Source organism: Amycolatopsis sp. NPDC051106 (assembly GCF_040682775.1).
Lineage (GTDB): Bacteria > Actinomycetota > Actinomycetes > Mycobacteriales > Pseudonocardiaceae > Amycolatopsis.
In genome coordinates this window covers 1-15564 of record NZ_JBFBBQ010000144.1, presented here as the reverse complement: position 1 = coordinate 15564, position 15564 = coordinate 1, and the positions used below count along the sequence as shown (strand labels likewise).

Here is a 15564-nt window from a genome sequence, read left to right as displayed (position 1 = left end):
GCGTGGCGTTTGGGGGTTGGGTCAGGGTTCGGTGTACCCTGCCCCATCCCCCCAACTCGACGTTTCCCCAGCTCAAGTCTTATCCCTACCTGTCCCATGTGTGGGACAGGTAGGTGGTCCGGCCTTCTCGGTCACAACTATGTAACCAAATAGGACATCGTCTTGGTTGCGTTCAACGCACCGAAGGCCGCCTTGGGTGCGTTGAACGCACCGAAGGCCACATTGGGGCGCTCGGGACCAGCTCAGGCGCGGGTGCCCTCGACCTGGCGGCCGTCCTCCGTCGAGCAGGCCGTCACCGGGTCGTTCGGGCCGCTGCCGCACGTCCACTCGTCGAGGACGATCGGGCCCGGGCCGTCGGCGGAGGCCGCGTCGGCCGGGGTCAGCTTCGCGAAGTAGTCCTTCAGCAGCTTCGTCGCCGCGGCGCAGTCGACCTGGCCGTGCGCGACGACCGCCGTCTTCGCGCCGCCCGTGCCGGTGACGTCGCCGCACGGCACGCCCGGCGCCGTCGACCCGGCCGCCGCGGCCTCGGCGGGGACGGGCGCGGGGGCAGCCGCGGACGGCGCCGCGGGCGCCGGGTCTCCGCCGCAGCCGGCCAGCACGGCGGAGGCGGCGACGAGCAGCAGGGGGTAGGCGAGTGTCTTCATGGGCCCTTCAGGAGCGGAAACGGATCGGGAGAGGTCACTCGGACGGCACGACGGCGGCGAAGACCGTCTGCTCGCCCTTCGTGCAGGTGGTGCCGCCCTGGGCGGCGGGCGGTCCGGACGTGCACAGCCAGCCGTCGACGGTCTCGTTCACCGCGTCGTTCGAGCCGGCGCCCTGGCGCCCGGCGATCGTGCGGTGGAAGTCGCCGACGAGCTTCGTCGCCGCGACGCAGCTGACGCCGGCCGAGCCGCTGTCGAACACGTAGAGCGTCAGCCCGCTGGCGGCGGTCACGGTGCCGCACGACCCCGGGACCGACGGCGGCGCGCCGGACGGCTTCGGCGCCGGCGGGGGCGCCGGGGAGCTGCCGTCGGCGGGCGGTGGGGGCGGCGTGCCGGTGGGCGACGCCGGCGCGGAGGTGGTGGCCGCCGGGGAAGACGAGGACGGCGGTGCCTGGGCGGCCGGCTCGCCGGAGCAGGCCGCGAGCGCGGGCACGGCGAGGCAGGCGGCGAGCAACGGCCGCCACGTCCTCGTGGTGGTCGGGTGGGGCACCGCGATCGTTCCTCCCCGGTCAGGCTGACCCGGTCATCCTGGCCGGGGCCCCGTGGACCGGCTCGCCCACAGGTGTGCGGCAGATTACTCCAGCCGGGTAGCGGCCCGGCCCGGTGGCCACCGAATCATCGTCCACAATGGACAATTAACATTCCGTTCACGCTCCGAAACCTCACGCTGCCATCAAGAATCGATCGGTCTAATTCCGGCCGTGCCGGTTAACATCCCGGCCCCGGGAGCCGAAGATCTCGGTGGAGGCCGACGAGCTTCCCGTCCCCGACAACCGCCCCGAGCCCGTGAGAGCGATGAACGCCGACGCTGTGACCAGCCCCCACGCCAGCACCGACACCAGCACCGAAACCGCCGGCCCCCCGACCGTCCCCAGCAGCGTGGTCTGGTGCTGCGGACGTCCCTACGTCCTGGAGGCGCGCCCCGGCCGCGCCCGCTGGATGGGCACCGACCTCCGCGGCCGCCCCGAGGCGCTGAGCAGCGCCGAACTGCAGCGGCGCGGCTGGAGCCGCCGCCGCGCGTGCTGACTACGCTGGCCGGGTGAGCACAGCCGCACCCGAACCCGCCGCTCAGGCGAGCGCCGCCGAGCCGTCCCTGCTGAGGCAGGCCTTCAACGTCCCCAACATGCTGTCGCTGCTGCGGCTGGCCGGCGTGCCGGTGTTCCTGTGGCTGCTGCTGGGGCCGGAGGAGGACGGCTGGGCGCTCGCGCTGCTGGTGTTCAGCGCGCTGACCGACTGGCTCGACGGCAAGCTGGCCCGCTGGCTCAACCAGATGTCCCGGCTGGGCCAGCTGCTCGACCCGGCGGCCGACCGGCTCTACATCCTCGCGACGCTCATCGCGTTCCTGGTCCGCGACATCGTCCCCTGGTGGGTCGTGGTGCCGCTGGTGCTGCGCGAGGCCGTCCTCGGCGTGTGCGTGCTGGCCCTGCGCCGCGGTGGCTTCGCCCCGCCGGAGGTGACCTACCTCGGCAAGGGCGCGACCTTCGTGCTGATGTACGCCTTCCCGTTCCTGCTGCTCGCGCAGGGTGGCTCGGACGTCGCCGCGGTCGCCCGGCCGATCGGCTACGCCTTCACCATCTGGGGCGGGGTCCTCTACGTCTGGTCCGGCGTGCTCTACGTCGTGCAGGCGCGCAACGCCCTGCGCGGCGCCGGCGACAACTGAGCGCGACGTTTTTCCGCGGGCCGGACCCGGCGCTGCGCCGTGTGGGTGTAAGACTTCGCCCAGCACGTTTTCGCCAGTGAGGGCATGAAAGGGGACCGGCGGTGTCCGCTCCTGAAGAGCTTCGCTACACCGAGGAACACGAGTGGGTCGCCACCCGCGGCGAGGACACCCTCGTCCGCATCGGCATCACCGAGTACGCGCAGGACCAGCTCGGCGACGTCGTGTTCGTCGACCTGCCGGAGGTCGGCCGCCAGGTGAGCGCGGGCGACGTCTTCGGCGAGGTCGAGTCGACGAAGAGCGTGTCCGAGCTGTTCGCGCCGGTCGACGGCGAGGTCGTCGCGATCAACGACGCCGTCGCCGAATCGCCGGAGCTGATCAACAGCGACCCCTACGGCGAGGGCTGGCTGATCGAGATCCGGCTCGACGACCCGGCGGGGCTCGAAGCCCTGCTGGAAGCCGAGGCGTACGACGCCCTGACCAAGGGCTGAGCTCCGCCGGCGGCCGCCCGGCCCGGCACTGCGCCGGTTCGGGGAGCCGGGGCTCGGAGAATCGATCAGGCACGGTACGTTGGCAGCTACACGTTCTTGAGTACTAGGCAACACAGCATGTGTGGAGGAGAGCTCAGGTGAGCACGAACGACGGGCCCGGTGGCGTTCCCCCGGAGCAGTCTCCGGAGCGGACCTCTGTCTTCCGGGCCGACTTCCTGGCCGAAGCCGAAGGCCACGAGTCCGCCCCGGCCGCGGAGGCGCCCGTCCAGGGCGTCGACGCCCTGCCCGCGGGTTCGGCGCTGCTGGTCGTGAAGCGCGGCCCGAACGCGGGTTCGCGGTTCCTGCTCGACCGCGACACGACCAGCGCCGGGCGCCACCCGGACAGCGACATCTTCCTGGACGACGTCACGGTCTCCCGCCGGCACGCCGAGTTCCGGCGTGAGGGCGGCGAGTTCGTCGTCATCGACGTCGGCAGCCTCAACGGCACCTACGTCAACCGCGAGCCGGTCGACCAGGCCGTCCTCGCGGGCGGCGACGAGGTGCAGATCGGGAAGTTCCGCCTGGTCTTCCTGACCGGCCCGGGGCACGGGGGCCAGGGGGCGCAGTGACGGCGGCCGGGCGGCCACAGAGTCACGGACTGAGCATCGGGGCCGTCCTGGCGCAGCTGCGCCAGGACTTTCCCGACGTCACCATCTCCAAGATCCGGTTCCTCGAAGCGGAAGGCCTGGTCCAACCGGGCCGGACGGCTTCGGGGTACCGGCAGTTCGTCGCGGCGGACGTGGAGCGACTGCGGTTCGTCCTGGCCGCCCAGCGGGATCACTACCTGCCGTTGAAGGTCATCAAGGAGCAGCTGGACGCGGCGGACTCGGGTGCCGGGCCCGTCGCGGACCTGCCCCGCCCGCCGCGCCGGCTGGTGCCGATCGACGCGGCGGCGGAGAACGTCGGCCTGCCGGTGGCGGAGGACTTCGCCGGCGGCAAGGAGCTGCGCCTGACCCAGGAGGAGCTCCTTGAGCAGGCCGGCATCGACGCCGCCGCACTCGCCGAGCTGCAGCAGTACGGCCTGGTCCGGTCCGGCCCCGCGGGGTTCTTCGACCCGGACGCGGTGCTCGTCGCGCGGACGGTGAAGGCGATGACCGAATTCGGTATCGAGCCGAGACACCTGCGTGCCTTCCGCGCCGCGGCCGACCGCGAGGTCGGGTTGCTGGAGCAGATCGTGACCCCGGTGTACCGGCATCGTGATCCGGAAGCCAAGGCGAGGGCCGACGAAGTGGTGCGAGAGCTCGCGGCACTGTCCGTGACCCTGCACACGCTCCTCGTGAAGGCGGGAATCCGTGGCGCCACGGGTTGTTGAGCCGTAACGGGACGGTGAGATCCTCTTTGCGGTCCCATGTCAATGACTGAATGTTCGGCACCTCATGCCGTACCGTGAGAACAACGGTTTGCGGTAGGCGAGCCGAGAGTGTCCGACAGCGAGCACAGCGCACGGATGACGGGTAGCGTCGGGAGTGAACGGCGCGAGGCGGTTCCAGCGCTGAAGCCCGTGTGCACGAGAGGGAGGCGAAGCCCGATGAGCGAAATGCGCGTCGTCGGTGTGCGGGTCGAGCTGCCCGCGAATCAGCCGATCTTGCTGCTGCGGGAGACCGAGGGCGAACGGTACCTGCCGATCTGGATCGGCTCGGTCGAAGCGACCGCCATCGCGTTGGAGCAACAGGGGGTCCGTCCGGCCCGTCCGCTCACCCATGACCTGCTGAAAGAGGTCATCGGAGCGCTGGGCCGCGAGCTCGAGCAGGTCGTCATCACCGACCTCAAGGAAGGCACGTTCTTCGCCGAGCTCGTGTTCGACGGCGACATCCGGGTCTCCGCCCGGCCGAGCGACTCGGTCGCGCTCGCCCTGCGGATCGGCGTCCCCATCCACGCCGTGGACGCGGTGCTGGAGGAGGCGGGCCTGATCATCCCGGACGAGCAGGAGGACGAGGTCGAGAAGTTCCGCGAGTTCCTCGACTCCGTGTCGCCGGAAGACTTCCGCGGAGCCGATACGTGAGACCTTGCCTTGACGCGGACGTCAACGTCTAGCGTCTTCAGGCATGCGGATCGGAGAGCTTGCGCAGCGCACGGGTGTCACCACCCGTGCGCTGCGTTTTTACGAGGCCCAGGGCCTTCTCGAGGCCCGTCGCTCGGCGAACGGCTACCGCGAGTACGACGAGGACGACCTGCAGCTGGTCCGGGAGATCCAGACGCTGCAGACGGTCGGCCTGACCCTCGACGAAACCCGCCCGTTCGTCGACTGCCTCCGCAGCGGCCACGAGACCGGCGACTCCTGCGCGAGTTCGATCGAGGTCTACCGCCGCAAGCTCGAAGAAGCCGACGCGCTGCTGGCCCGCCTCGGCGGCATCCGGGCCGAACTGGCGGCCAAGCTCGCCGGCGCCCTCGCCCGGCAGGCCCCCGATCCGTGTGTCGTCCCCGATGCCCCGCGTCCGTCAAGGAGCTCGTCATGACCGCAGACACCACAGTTGCCGTTTCCGACGTCACCGACGCCACGTTCGCCGCCGAGGTCCTCGGCAGTGACGTCCCGGTGCTGGTCGAGTTCTGGGCCACCTGGTGCGGGCCCTGCCGGATGGTGGGCCCGGTGCTGGCCCAGCTGGCTGCCGAGCGGGCCGGGAAGCTCGCCGTGCGGAAGGTCAACGCCGACGAGAACCCGGAAACGACCCGGTCCTACCAGGTCATGTCCCTGCCGACGATGATCCTCTTCTCGGGCGGCGAGCCGGTGACGACGATCGTCGGCGCCTACCCGAAGGCCCGGATCGAGGAGCGCCTCGACCAGGTCCTCTAGGGAGCCGTCGCCTTCACGAAGGTGTCGGCGACTTCCCGCCCGTACTGCTCCAGATCCAGCGACGGGTCGGCCGCGTAGGCCGCGGCCACCCCGTCGATGGCCTGTGCGATCGACATCGCCATCACCTCCGGCGTGAAGGCGCCGAACCGCCCTTCCGCCTGACCCTGCTTCAGCTGGCGGGCCAGCCCGTGCACGCGCATGTCGTCGACCAGGACCTTCGTCATCACCCAGCCGTCGGCGTCGTCGGCGTTGGCCGCCATCTCGGTCAGCACCCGGACGCACTCCGGGTACGCGCGCAGGAACGCGATCGACGTCTCGATGTGGGCCCGCAGGTACCCGGGCCGGTCCGCGGGGTCGACCCCGCCGCCGGTGCGTTCCTTCAGGAACTCGTTCTTCGTCTCCACGACCGTGCTCAGCACGGCCTGCATCAGGCCGGCCTTGTTCGTGAAGTGGTACGAGATCATCCGCGTGCTGCTGAGCCCGGCGCGTTCCTTGATCTTGGCGAACGTGGCTTTCCGGTAGCCGAGGTCGGCGATCACGCCGATGGTCGCGCCGATGATCTGGGCGCGGCGCGCCGCCTCGGTGGCGCTGAGCCCCATCTCGGCCATCAGGTCGGTGTTTACTTGCATGAGTAAAAAGTTACTCAGCTGAGTAAAAATCGTCAAGAGGTTTGAACCGCCGCGACCGGGGTACGGCGAACGGCTCAAAGGCTCAGCCGACCGTCGAGGCTTGCCGCGCGTCGCGTTGACCGGTGTTCTCCGGGCGCTTACCGTCGAAGGAGGTAAATCGCCACGGTGTGATTCACGGTCTGGGGCCGGACCGTGGCGATTGATCTCCGGCGGGTCCCACTCTGGGACCGTCCGGCTGTCATTCGCCGGCCATCAGGTCGGGCGAAGGGAGGCTTGCGTGGTCGAGGCTGGTTCCGAGAAGCAGCCTGTTCAGGTCGCGGCTGGTGAGCAGGGTGAACTGTTCCCTGACGACTCGCTGCCGGACGAGCTGGTGGGCTACCGCGGCCCGGCCGCGTGCCAGATCGCCGGGATCACCTACCGCCAGCTCGACTACTGGGCCCGGACGAAGCTGGTCGCACCCAGCATCCGCACGGCGCACGGCTCCGGCTCGCAGCGGCTGTACTCGTTCAAGGACATCCTGGTCCTCAAGGTCGTCAAACGGCTCCTGGACACCGGAGTCTCCCTGCAGAACATCCGGGTCGCCGTCGACCACCTGCGCGTCCGCGGAGTGCGCGACCTCGCGAAGGTCACGCTGTTCTCCGACGGCACCACGGTCTACGAGTGCACCTCACCCGAGGAGATCGTCGACCTGCTCCAAGGCGGCCAAGGCGTCTTCGGCATCGCGGTCAGCGGCGCCATGCAGGAAATCAGCGGCACCATCCACGAGTTTCCGGCCGAACGCGCCGACGGCGGCATCGTCGAGCAGCACGAGCCGGACGAGCTCACCCAGCGCCGCAACGCCCGCAAGACCGGGTGATCACCGCCGCGGCGGACCGGGTAAGGTTCTGCCTGCGGTCGACGAATCCGCGCGGGAGAGTCCGAGCCACACCTCGAGCTCGGCGCCGAAGGAGCAAGTCCTCCCCGGAACCTCTCAGGCACCCCGGACCGCGCGGACGAGACGCCTCTGGAAAGCGGGTCGTCAGGACACAACCTGATGGCCCCGCCGACGGTGCAAGCCCGGCTCAACCTCGGGCGAAACTCTCAGGCGCCTGTTCTGCAGGTACGGACAGAGTGGGGAGGATTCCTCCGGGGTTTGGGTGAGCTGTGCTCGCGAAGAGCGCTCGCCCGAACCCTCCGGAGTGTCCTGTGGGGGTGCAACCCCCACACCCCGCCCGGCGGGCTCCGCCCCCGGACTCCCGCGGTGGTCGCGTTCCGTTCTCGGGTCCGGTTAGCTGGGTGGAGACACCGCCGTTCGGAGGAGGCCACCTTGGACTTGTCGCTCGCCTCTTTGGAACAGGGCATCCCTTTCGCCGACCGGCACATCGGGCCTGGGCCGGACGAACTTCGCCAGATCCTCGACGTCGTCGGAGTCGCTTCTCTCGACGAGCTCTCCGAGCGTGCTGTTCCCGAGTCGCTGCGTGCCTCCGCCGGGCCGCTCGAACTTCCCCCGGCCGCCACCGAAGCCCAGGCCCTCGCCGAACTCCGGGCGCTCGCCGCGCGGAACCGGCCCATGGCCCAGATGATCGGGCTCGGCTACCACGACACCGTCACCCCGCCCGTCATCCGGCGGAACGTGCTCGAAAACCCCGCCTGGTACACCGCGTACACGCCTTACCAGCCCGAGATCTCGCAAGGCCGGCTCGAAGCGCTGCTCAACTTCCAGACCATGGTCGCCGACCTCACCGGGCTGCCCGTCGCCAACGCGTCGATGCTCGACGAGGCCACCGCGGCCGCCGAGGCGATGACGCTCGTGCGCCGCGCCGGGAAAGCCGCGTCGCACCGGTTCGTCGTCGACCGGGACACCTTGCCGCAGACCCTCGCCGTGCTCCGGACCCGCGCCGAGCCCCTCGGCATCGAGCTCGTCGTCGAAGACCTTTCCCAGGGCCTGACCGGCCTCGGCCTCGGCGGCGACTTCTTCGGCGTCCTGCTGTCCTACCCGGGCGCGTCCGGCGCGGTGCACGAGCTCGACCTGACGATCGCCGAGGCCAAGAAACACGGCGCCGCGGTGATCGTCGCCGCCGACCCGCTCGCCCTGACCCTGCTGCGGCCGCCGGGAGAGCTCGGCGCCGACGTCGCCGTCGGGTCGACGCAGCGGTTCGGCGTCCCGCTCGGCTTCGGCGGCCCGCACGCGGCCTACCTCGCCGTCCGCCACGGCCTCGAACGGCAGCTGCCCGGCCGCCTGGTCGGCGTCTCGAAGGACGCGGACGGCGCGCCCGCGTACCGGCTCGCCCTCCAGACGCGAGAGCAGCACATCCGCCGCGAGAAGGCGACGTCGAACATCTGCACCGCGCAGGTCCTGCTCGCGGTGATGGCCTCCATGTACGCGGTGTACCACGGTCCCGACGGACTGCGCGGGATCGCGCTGCGCGCCCACCGGATGGCCACCGTGCTCGCCGCCGGCCTCGCCGAAGGCGGCGTCGACGTCGGGCACGGCGAGTTCTTCGACACCGTCACCGCGGCGGTGCCCGGCCGGGCGCACGCGGTCGTCGCGGCCGCTCGCGACCTCGGTGTGAACCTGCGGCTCGTCGACGACGACCACGTCGGCGTCGCCTGCGACGAGACCACCACCCGCGAACGGCTTTCCCTCGTGTGGAAGGCGTTCGGCGTCTCGGTGTCCGATGTGGATGGCCTCGACGCGGACACGGCCGACGCGCTCCCGGCACCGCTGCGGCGCACCAGCGCGTTCCTCACCCACCCCGTGTTCCACACCCACCGGTCGGAAACCGCGCTGCTGCGGTACCTGCGGCAGCTGGCCGACAAGGACGTCGCGCTCGACCGCAGCATGATCCCGCTCGGCTCGTGCACCATGAAGCTCAACGCCACCGCCGAGATGGAACCGGTCACCTGGCCGGAGTTCGCCGGGCTGCACCCGTTCGCGCCCGCCGAGGACGCCGCCGGGCTGCTGGAGGTGATCGCCGACCTCGGTGCCTGGCTCGCGCGGATCACCGGCTACGACACGGTTTCCCTGCAGCCCAACGCGGGCAGCCAGGGCGAGTTCGCCGGGCTGCTGGCCATCCGCGCCTACCACCGTTCGCGCGGTGAGGGCGAGCGCGACGTCTGCCTGATCCCGGCGAGCGCGCACGGCACCAACGCGGCGAGCGCCGTGATGGCCGGCATGCGGGTGGTCGTCGTCCGCTGCGGCGACGACGGCGACATCGACCTCGCGCACCTGCGGTCCACTGTGGACGAGCACCGCGCCGACCTGGCCGCGATCATGATCACCTACCCGTCGACGCACGGGGTCTACGAGGACACCGTCGGCGAGGTGTGCGCGCTGGTGCACGACGCGGGCGGGCAGGTGTACGTCGACGGCGCCAACCTGAACGCGCTCATCGGCGTGGCGCAGTACGGCCGGTTCGGCGCCGACGTCTCACACCTGAACCTGCACAAGACCTTCTGCATCCCGCACGGCGGCGGCGGGCCTGGCGTCGGGCCGATCGGGGTCCGCGCGCACCTGGCACCGTTCCTGCCGAACCACCCGCTGCAGCCCGCGGCCGGCCCGGGGACCGGGGTCGGTCCGGTCAGCGCGGCGCCGTGGGGGAGCGCGTCGATCCTGCCGATCTCGTGGGCGTACGTCCGGATGATGGGCGCGGACGGCCTGCGCCGGGCGACCCTCGTCGCGGTGGCCAACGCCAACTACGTCGCCCGGCGGCTCGGGGAGCACTACCCGGTGCTGTACGCGGGCCGGTCGGGTTTCGTGGCCCACGAATGCATCCTGGACCTGCGGCCGTTGACAAAGGCGACGGGCGTGACGGTCGACGACGTCGCGAAGCGGCTGGCGGACTACGGCCTGCACGCGCCGACGATGTCGTTCCCGGTGGCGGGCACGCTGATGGTGGAGCCGACCGAGAGCGAAGACCTGGCCGAGCTGGACCGCTTCTGCACCGCGATGATCGCGATCCGCGCGGAGATCGACCGCGTGGCGGCGGGGGAGTGGGCGCTGGCGGAGTCGCCGCTGCGGCAGGCCCCGCACACGGCTCGCTGCATCGCGGGCGAGTGGGACCGGCCGTACAGCCGCGAAACGGCGGTGTTCCCGGCGGGCCCGGGCGCGCCGAAGATCTGGCCGCCGGTCCGCCGCATCGACGGCGCGGCGGGCGACCGCACCCTGGTCTGTTCCTGCCCGCCCCCGGAAGCCTTCGCCTGACTCCTGCTTCGGGCCCTCCACGGTGGTGCGTACGCCGGGCCGGGCCCGCACAGGAACGGGAGGTAGGTTGACGCCATGGCGAGTGCGCACGGTCCTGCTCAACCGTCCGTGGTCGTGACCGGCGGCAGCGGCTTCATCGGCCGGGCCGTCGTGCGCGCCCTACGCGACCGGGGTGTCCCGGTCACCGTCGTGGATCGGGTCCCGTTCCCGGCCGGCGGCGACGGCGGCGTCCGGGTGGTGACCGGTGACCTCCGAGACGCCGGTGTCCGCGAGGAGGCCGTGCCGCGCGGGACCGCCGGGATCGTGCACCTCGCGGCGCTGACGTCGGTGTTGAAGTCGGTCGAGCTGCCCGAAGACACGTTCGCCGACAACGTCCTGGTCACCCAGGAGCTGCTGGAGCTCGCGCGCCGCCGTGAGGTGCCGAAGTTCCTGCTCGCCTCGACCAACGCGGTGATCGGCGACGTCGGCACCGCGACGATCACCCCGGACCTGCCGCTGCGGCCGCTCACGCCCTACGGCGCCACCAAGGCGGCGTGCGAAATGCTGCTCTCGGGCTACGCCGGCGCGTACGGCATGACGACGTGTGCGTTGCGGTTCACCAACGTCTACGGCCCGGGAATGTCCCACAAGGACAGTTTCGTGCCGCGCATGATGCGCGCCGCGCTGACCGGCACCGGGGTCCGGATCCACGGTGACGGCCGCCAGCGCCGCGACCTCGTGCACGTCGACGACGTCGTCCGCGCCATCCTGCTCGCGCTCGACAGCGGCCACACCGGCCGCGCGATCGTCGGCGCCGGGCGCTCGGTGTCCGTGCTGGAGATGGTCGAGGCCGTGCGCGAGGTGACCGGTGCCGAGCTGCCCGTCGAGCACGTCGAGGCGCCGGCGGGCGAGATGCCCGCAGTGGTCGTCGACGTCTCGGCCAGCGCCGAGACCATCGGGTACCGGCCGGAGGTCTCGCTCACCGACGGCCTCGCGACGGCCTGGAAGTACTTCTCCGGGCTCGACCGTCCGAACGCGACACCGTGACTCCATCCATGCCCCCGCCGCCACCCTCAACGGAGGCGCTTCGCGCCGCTGTGTTTTCTTTTCTCAAGCGGCACTGGCTGCTGCTCCTGCTCCTCGTTCCGGCGATCGCCGTCCGGGTGCTGACCTGGCTGGCCTACCGGCCCGCGCTGCTGTTCATCGATTCGTTCCGCTACCTCGACAACCTCCACGCGCTGCGTGCCGACCAGCTCGACCCGATCGGCTACGACCTCGTGCTGCGGCCGCTGCTGGCCGTCGGCGGGCTCGCCTGGGTCGCCGCGGTGCAGCACGTCGGCGGGATCCTCATCGCGATCGGCGGCTACGCGCTGGTGCTGCGCCTCGGCGGCCGCCCGTGGGTCGCCGCGCTCGCCGCGGTCCCGGTCCTGCTCGACGCCTACCAGCTCCAGATCGAGCAGAACATCATGTCCGAGGTCGTCTTCGAGGCGGTTCTGCTCGGTCTCCTCTGGCTCCTCCTCGGCTGGGGTACGCCGGGCTGGAAGCGTGCCGGCGTCGCCGGCCTGCTGGTCGGGTTCGCCGTGCTGACCCGGCTGATCGGCATCTCGCTGGCTCTGCCGGTGCTGGGCTATCTCGTCGTGGCCGGGGGAGCGTGGCGGCACTGGACGGGCTGGCGCCGGGCCGGTGCCGGCGTGCTGGGCCTGCTCGTCGTGCTCGTGCCCTACTCGGCGCGGGTGCATTCGGAGACCGGCAAGTGGGGGCTGACCGGGCCGTCCGGCAACATGCTCTACGGCCGCACCGCCGCCGTCGCCGACTGCGCGAACCTCCATCTCGACCCCACGCTGCAGGTGTTCTGCCCGGCCGAACCGCGCGAGACCCGGCTGGTGGACAACTACACGCACGCCGACCTCGACCCGAACTGGCCCGGCCCGCTGCCGCCGGGGGCGGACAAGGCCGCGCTGGCGCACGAGTTCGCGCTCGACGTGCTGAAGGAGCAGCCCGGCGACGTCGCCGAAGCGATCCTCGACGACTTCTCGAAGAGCTTCGCCTGGACCCGCGAGCAGGACCCGACCGACGTCCCCCTGGACCGGTGGCAGTTCCAGCTCACGTACCCGCAGTGGGCCGACCAGTCCCTGATCGACCTCGTCACGCGGCAGAACGACGGTGTCGTCGCGAGCGTCGACCAGCCGCTGGCCAAGATCCTGCGCGACTACCAGCTCGGCGGCGGCTACGTCCCGGGCGCGGTGCTCGGCATCGGCGCGATCCTGGGCCTGCTCACGGTGTTCCGCCGCAAGAAGCCCCTGGACCGGGCGCGGGCGGACGCGCTGCTGGCGGCGTCGAGCGGCCTGATCCTGCTGTTCGCCTCGGCGGTGTTCCAGTTCTCCTGGCGCTACCAGATCCCCGCGCTCGTGCTGCTGCCGGTGGCCGGGGCGCTGGGCTTCACCACGCTGACGTCGGCCAGCCGGAAACGCCTCGCCGCGTTCCCCGACGACGTCGACCGGGACGCCCTCGACGACTTCCGCGGCCGGCACCCCGAGCTGGAGCTGGCCCCGCTGACCGTCGTCGTCGCGGCCTACAACGAAGCCGGCGGCATCGGCGAAGTCCTGGAGAAGATGCCCGGCGAGTGCCTCGGCATGCGGGTCGACGTGCTCGTCGTGGTCGACGGCGGCACCGACGACACCGCGGCGATCGCCGAAGAGCATGGGGCGTATGTCTGCGTCGCACCCCGCAACCGTGGCCAGGGCGCCGCGCTGCGCCTCGGCTACCACCTCGCGGCCGAGGCCGGCGCCGAGTACGTCGTGACGACGGACGCCGACGGCCAGTACGACAACAGCGAACTCGAAGCCCTGGTCAGGCCGGTCGTCGACGGCACCGCGGACTTCGTCACCGGCTCCCGGCGCCTCGGCCACGAGGAGGCCGACAGCCGCGTCCGGTGGCTGGGTGTGCGCGTGTTCGCCGTGCTGGCCTCGGTGCTGACCGCGCGGCGGATCACCGACACGTCGTTCGGCTTCCGCGCGATGCGGGCGGACCTGGCGTGCTCGGTGCCGCTCAACGAGCCGCAGTACCAGTCGTCGGAGCTGATGCTCGGGGTGACCGCGCGGGGCGCCCGGGTCGTCGAGCTGCCGATGAGCATGCGGCTGCGCAAGGCGGGCAAGAGCAAGAAGGGCGGCAGCCTCGTCTACGGCGCCAACTACGCCCGGGTCATGACCGGGACGTGGTGGCGGGGGTACGTGCTGCGCCGCGGCCGAACACGAGCCGGTCGAGCAGGGTGAACTTGACGAGGAACACCAGCGCGTAGCTGGCCACGTACGCGCCGTCGACGAGCACGACCCACCAGAAGTGGGGCAGGTCCAGCGGCGTGAGCAGCGAGCCGGCGAGGGTCGTCAGGCCGATGGACCCGAGGCCGCCGAGGCCGATCACGGCCAGGTAGGGCAGCAGTTCGCGGCGCACGCGCGGGCGTCCGGTGCGGCCCCACACCCAGCGGCGGGTGACCAGGAAGTTCAGCACCGCGCCGGCCGCCCACGCCAGCGTGCTCGCCAGGGCCGCGGCGCCACCGGTCGCGAGGACCGCGAGCAGCACCACCTGGCTGACGACCGTGGCCGCGACGGAGGTCGCCGCGGCGCGCGCCAGCCGGGCCCGGCCGCGGCGGGTCTTCTCCGTCGTGCGGGGCCGCACGCCGTTGGTTACGGTCGTCATGCCCCCATCCTCCCCGTGAGCCGGTCGCGCCGCCGTCCGGGTCCCCTACGCATAGGAGATTCACAGCTCATTGCCAGGTCCTCATCAGCAGGTGATCTATAGCGTCGGGTTCTCGCAAGCCTCTGCTCGTTCGTCGGATCGGCATGCTTGTGGCGTAAACGAACAGGAAAGGCGGCACAATGCGTGTGCTGGTTCTCGGCGGTGACGGATATCTGGGCTGGCCGACCGCATTGCACTTATCGGACAAAGGCCACGAGGTAGCCGTTCTCGACAATTTCGCCCGCCGCGGCTACGACGCCGAACTGGGCGTCGAAAGCCTCGTGCCGATCGAGTCCCTGGCCGACCGGATCTCGGCGTGGCAGGAGGTCTCCGGGCGCACGATCACCAGCTACGAAGGCGACTTGCTGGACGCGGAGTTCCTGTTCGGAGCGGTGCGCGACTTCGCGCCCGACACGGTGGTGCACTACGCCGAGCAGCGGTCCGCGCCGTATTCGATGATCGACCGCGAGCACGCGGTGTACACCCAGCACAACAACGTGATCGGGAACCTGAACCTGCTGTACGCGATCGCCGAGATCGACCCGGCGATCCACCTGGTCAAACTGGGCACGATGGGCGAATACGGCACGCCGAACGTCGACATCGAAGAAGGCTGGCTGGACCTCGAGCACAACGGGCGCAAAGATCGTGTGCTGTTCCCGAAGCGGCCCGGCTCGTTCTACCACCTGACGAAGGTCCACGATTCGCACAACATCGAATTCACTTGCCGCGCCTGGGGGCTGCGCGCGACGGATCTCAACCAGGGCGTGGTGTACGGCCAGCAGACGCCGCAGACGGCGCTCGACCCGCGTCTGGCGACCCGCTTCGACTACGACGCCGTGTTCGGCACGGTGCTGAACCGGTTCGTCATCCAGGCGGTGCTGGGCCAGCCGCTGACCGTGTACGGCAAGGGCACCCAGACGCGCGGCCTGATCGACATCCGCGACACCGTCGAATGCATCCGGCTCGCCGTGGAGAACCCGGCCGGGGCGGGGGAGTTCCGCGTGTTCAACCAGATGACCGAGAGCATGTCCGTGGCGGCCATCGCCGACCTCGTCGCCGAGCGGTTCCCCGGGCCGGTGCAGATCGAGCAGCTGGAGAACCCGCGCACCGAGGCGCCGGAGCACTACTACAACGTGAAGCACACCGGGCTGGTCGGGCTGGGGCTGGCGCCGCACCTGCTCTCGGACACGCTGATCGAGTCGATGTTCGACATCGTGGGGGCCAACAAGCACCGGGTGAACCCGGAGAAGCTCCGCCCGACCGTGCGCTGGCGGGATGAAGTCGCCGTCGGCGGCTTCAACACGCTGCTGGAGATCGGCTTCGCGACGTCGATCAAGCGCGAGTGGGACTGGCGCG

General features: G+C 71.0%; 18 protein-coding genes and 1 riboswitch. Of the genes, 14 read left to right on the top strand and 4 right to left on the bottom strand.

Annotated elements, in window-relative coordinates:
* Window positions 1–242: 242 nt before the first annotated feature.
* Complete coding sequence (locus AB0M83_RS46310) at window positions 243–644, bottom strand: hypothetical protein (RefSeq protein WP_364528425.1); 402 nt, start codon at window positions 642–644, stop codon at window positions 243–245.
* A 34-nt stretch (window positions 645–678) separates the two neighbouring features.
* Window positions 679–933 (bottom strand): hypothetical protein, encoded by a 255-nt coding sequence (locus AB0M83_RS46305; protein WP_364528422.1) that lies wholly within the window; start codon window positions 931–933, stop codon window positions 679–681.
* Window position 934: 1 nt separating this feature from the next.
* On the opposite strand from AB0M83_RS46305, the gene AB0M83_RS46300 reads away from it, so the two are divergent.
* The 9 genes from AB0M83_RS46300 to trxA all read left to right on the top strand — a co-directional run bounded on the left by AB0M83_RS46300 (window position 935) and on the right by trxA (window position 5679).
* Complete coding sequence (locus AB0M83_RS46300) at window positions 935–1219, top strand: hypothetical protein (protein WP_364528419.1); 285 nt, start codon at window positions 935–937, stop codon at window positions 1217–1219.
* A 277-nt stretch (window positions 1220–1496) separates the two neighbouring features.
* A complete protein-coding gene (locus tag AB0M83_RS46295) occupies window positions 1497–1727 on the top strand; it encodes a hypothetical protein (protein ID WP_364528416.1) in 231 nt (76 codons plus the stop codon).
* Between the two features lie 13 nt (window positions 1728–1740).
* The gene (locus tag AB0M83_RS46290) at window positions 1741–2361 is read left to right on the top strand and encodes a CDP-alcohol phosphatidyltransferase family protein (RefSeq protein WP_364528413.1); all 621 of its coding nucleotides are present in this window, start codon (window positions 1741–1743) and stop codon (window positions 2359–2361) included.
* Between the two features lie 101 nt (window positions 2362–2462).
* Window positions 2463–2849: a glycine cleavage system protein GcvH gene (gene gcvH, locus AB0M83_RS46285; RefSeq protein WP_364528410.1), complete on the top strand. Its 387-nt coding sequence runs from the start codon at window positions 2463–2465 to the stop codon at window positions 2847–2849.
* Window positions 2850–2986: 137 nt separating this feature from the next.
* Window positions 2987–3457 (top strand): glycogen accumulation regulator GarA, encoded by a 471-nt coding sequence (gene garA / locus AB0M83_RS46280; protein ID WP_284750621.1) that lies wholly within the window; start codon window positions 2987–2989, stop codon window positions 3455–3457.
* The gene (locus AB0M83_RS46275) at window positions 3454–4200 is read left to right on the top strand and encodes a MerR family transcriptional regulator (protein ID WP_364528407.1); all 747 of its coding nucleotides are present in this window, start codon (window positions 3454–3456) and stop codon (window positions 4198–4200) included. Before garA ends, AB0M83_RS46275 begins: the two co-directional genes overlap by 4 nt.
* A 216-nt stretch (window positions 4201–4416) precedes the next feature.
* Window positions 4417–4890 (top strand): bifunctional nuclease family protein, encoded by a 474-nt coding sequence (locus AB0M83_RS46270; protein ID WP_009078856.1) that lies wholly within the window; start codon window positions 4417–4419, stop codon window positions 4888–4890.
* Window positions 4891–4933: 43 nt separating this feature from the next.
* Window positions 4934–5344: a MerR family transcriptional regulator gene (locus tag AB0M83_RS46265; protein ID WP_364528404.1), complete on the top strand. Its 411-nt coding sequence runs from the start codon at window positions 4934–4936 to the stop codon at window positions 5342–5344.
* Window positions 5341–5679 (top strand): thioredoxin, encoded by a 339-nt coding sequence (gene trxA / locus AB0M83_RS46260; protein ID WP_364528401.1) that lies wholly within the window; start codon window positions 5341–5343, stop codon window positions 5677–5679. Before AB0M83_RS46265 ends, trxA begins: the two co-directional genes overlap by 4 nt.
* On the opposite strand, the gene AB0M83_RS46255 is transcribed toward trxA, so the two are convergent.
* Complete coding sequence (locus tag AB0M83_RS46255; protein ID WP_364528398.1) at window positions 5676–6308, bottom strand: TetR/AcrR family transcriptional regulator; 633 nt, start codon at window positions 6306–6308, stop codon at window positions 5676–5678. The genes trxA and AB0M83_RS46255 overlap by 4 nt on opposite strands.
* A 277-nt stretch (window positions 6309–6585) precedes the next feature.
* On the opposite strand from AB0M83_RS46255, the gene AB0M83_RS46250 reads away from it, so the two are divergent.
* The 4 genes from AB0M83_RS46250 to AB0M83_RS46235 all read left to right on the top strand — a co-directional run bounded on the left by AB0M83_RS46250 (window position 6586) and on the right by AB0M83_RS46235 (window position 13742).
* Entirely contained in the window at window positions 6586–7164 is a 579-nt protein-coding gene (locus AB0M83_RS46250) for a MerR family transcriptional regulator (RefSeq protein ID WP_364528395.1), read from the top strand.
* Window positions 7165–7206: 42 nt separating this feature from the next.
* Window positions 7207–7305: riboswitch (glycine riboswitch) on the top strand.
* A gap of 309 nt (window positions 7306–7614) precedes the next feature.
* On the top strand, window positions 7615–10491 hold the full coding sequence (gene gcvP, locus AB0M83_RS46245; RefSeq protein WP_364528392.1) for an aminomethyl-transferring glycine dehydrogenase: 2877 nt from the start codon (window positions 7615–7617) through the stop codon (window positions 10489–10491).
* A gap of 75 nt (window positions 10492–10566) precedes the next feature.
* Window positions 10567–11517 carry an NAD-dependent epimerase/dehydratase family protein gene (locus AB0M83_RS46240; RefSeq protein ID WP_364528389.1) on the top strand — a complete coding sequence of 317 codons (951 nt, stop codon included), beginning with the start codon at window positions 10567–10569 and terminating at the stop codon, window positions 11515–11517.
* Window positions 11518–11567: 50 nt separating this feature from the next.
* On the top strand, window positions 11568–13742 hold the full coding sequence (locus AB0M83_RS46235) for a glycosyltransferase family 2 protein (RefSeq protein WP_364528386.1): 2175 nt from the start codon (window positions 11568–11570) through the stop codon (window positions 13740–13742).
* Here AB0M83_RS46235 and AB0M83_RS46230 read toward each other — a convergent pair.
* Entirely contained in the window at window positions 13672–14166 is a 495-nt protein-coding gene (locus AB0M83_RS46230) for a GtrA family protein (RefSeq protein ID WP_364528384.1), read from the bottom strand. The two genes, AB0M83_RS46235 and AB0M83_RS46230, sit on opposite strands and share 71 nt — an antisense overlap.
* A 179-nt stretch (window positions 14167–14345) precedes the next feature.
* Between AB0M83_RS46230 and AB0M83_RS46225 the strand changes: the two genes are divergently transcribed.
* The coding region (locus tag AB0M83_RS46225; RefSeq protein WP_364528381.1) for an NAD-dependent epimerase/dehydratase family protein at window positions 14346–15564 on the top strand (1219 nt) is incomplete at its 3' end.

Bases quoted from the DNA above. Each gene is read 5' to 3' on its own strand.
- AB0M83_RS46310 (WP_364528425.1), bottom strand. From the start codon at position 644: ATGAAGACACTCGCCTACCCCCTGCTGCTCGTCGCCGCCTCCGCCGTG.
- AB0M83_RS46295 (WP_364528416.1), top strand. From the start codon at position 1,497: ATGAACGCCGACGCTGTGACCAGCCCCCACGCCAGCACCGACACCAGC.
- AB0M83_RS46270 (WP_009078856.1), top strand. From the start codon at position 4,417: ATGAGCGAAATGCGCGTCGTCGGTGTGCGGGTCGAGCTGCCCGCGAAT.
- AB0M83_RS46265 (WP_364528404.1), top strand. From the start codon at position 4,934: ATGCGGATCGGAGAGCTTGCGCAGCGCACGGGTGTCACCACCCGTGCG.
- trxA (WP_364528401.1), top strand. From the start codon at position 5,341: ATGACCGCAGACACCACAGTTGCCGTTTCCGACGTCACCGACGCCACG.
- AB0M83_RS46255 (WP_364528398.1), bottom strand. From the start codon at position 6,308: ATGCAAGTAAACACCGACCTGATGGCCGAGATGGGGCTCAGCGCCACC.
- AB0M83_RS46240 (WP_364528389.1), top strand. From the start codon at position 10,567: ATGGCGAGTGCGCACGGTCCTGCTCAACCGTCCGTGGTCGTGACCGGC.
- AB0M83_RS46230 (WP_364528384.1), bottom strand. From the start codon at position 14,166: ATGACGACCGTAACCAACGGCGTGCGGCCCCGCACGACGGAGAAGACC.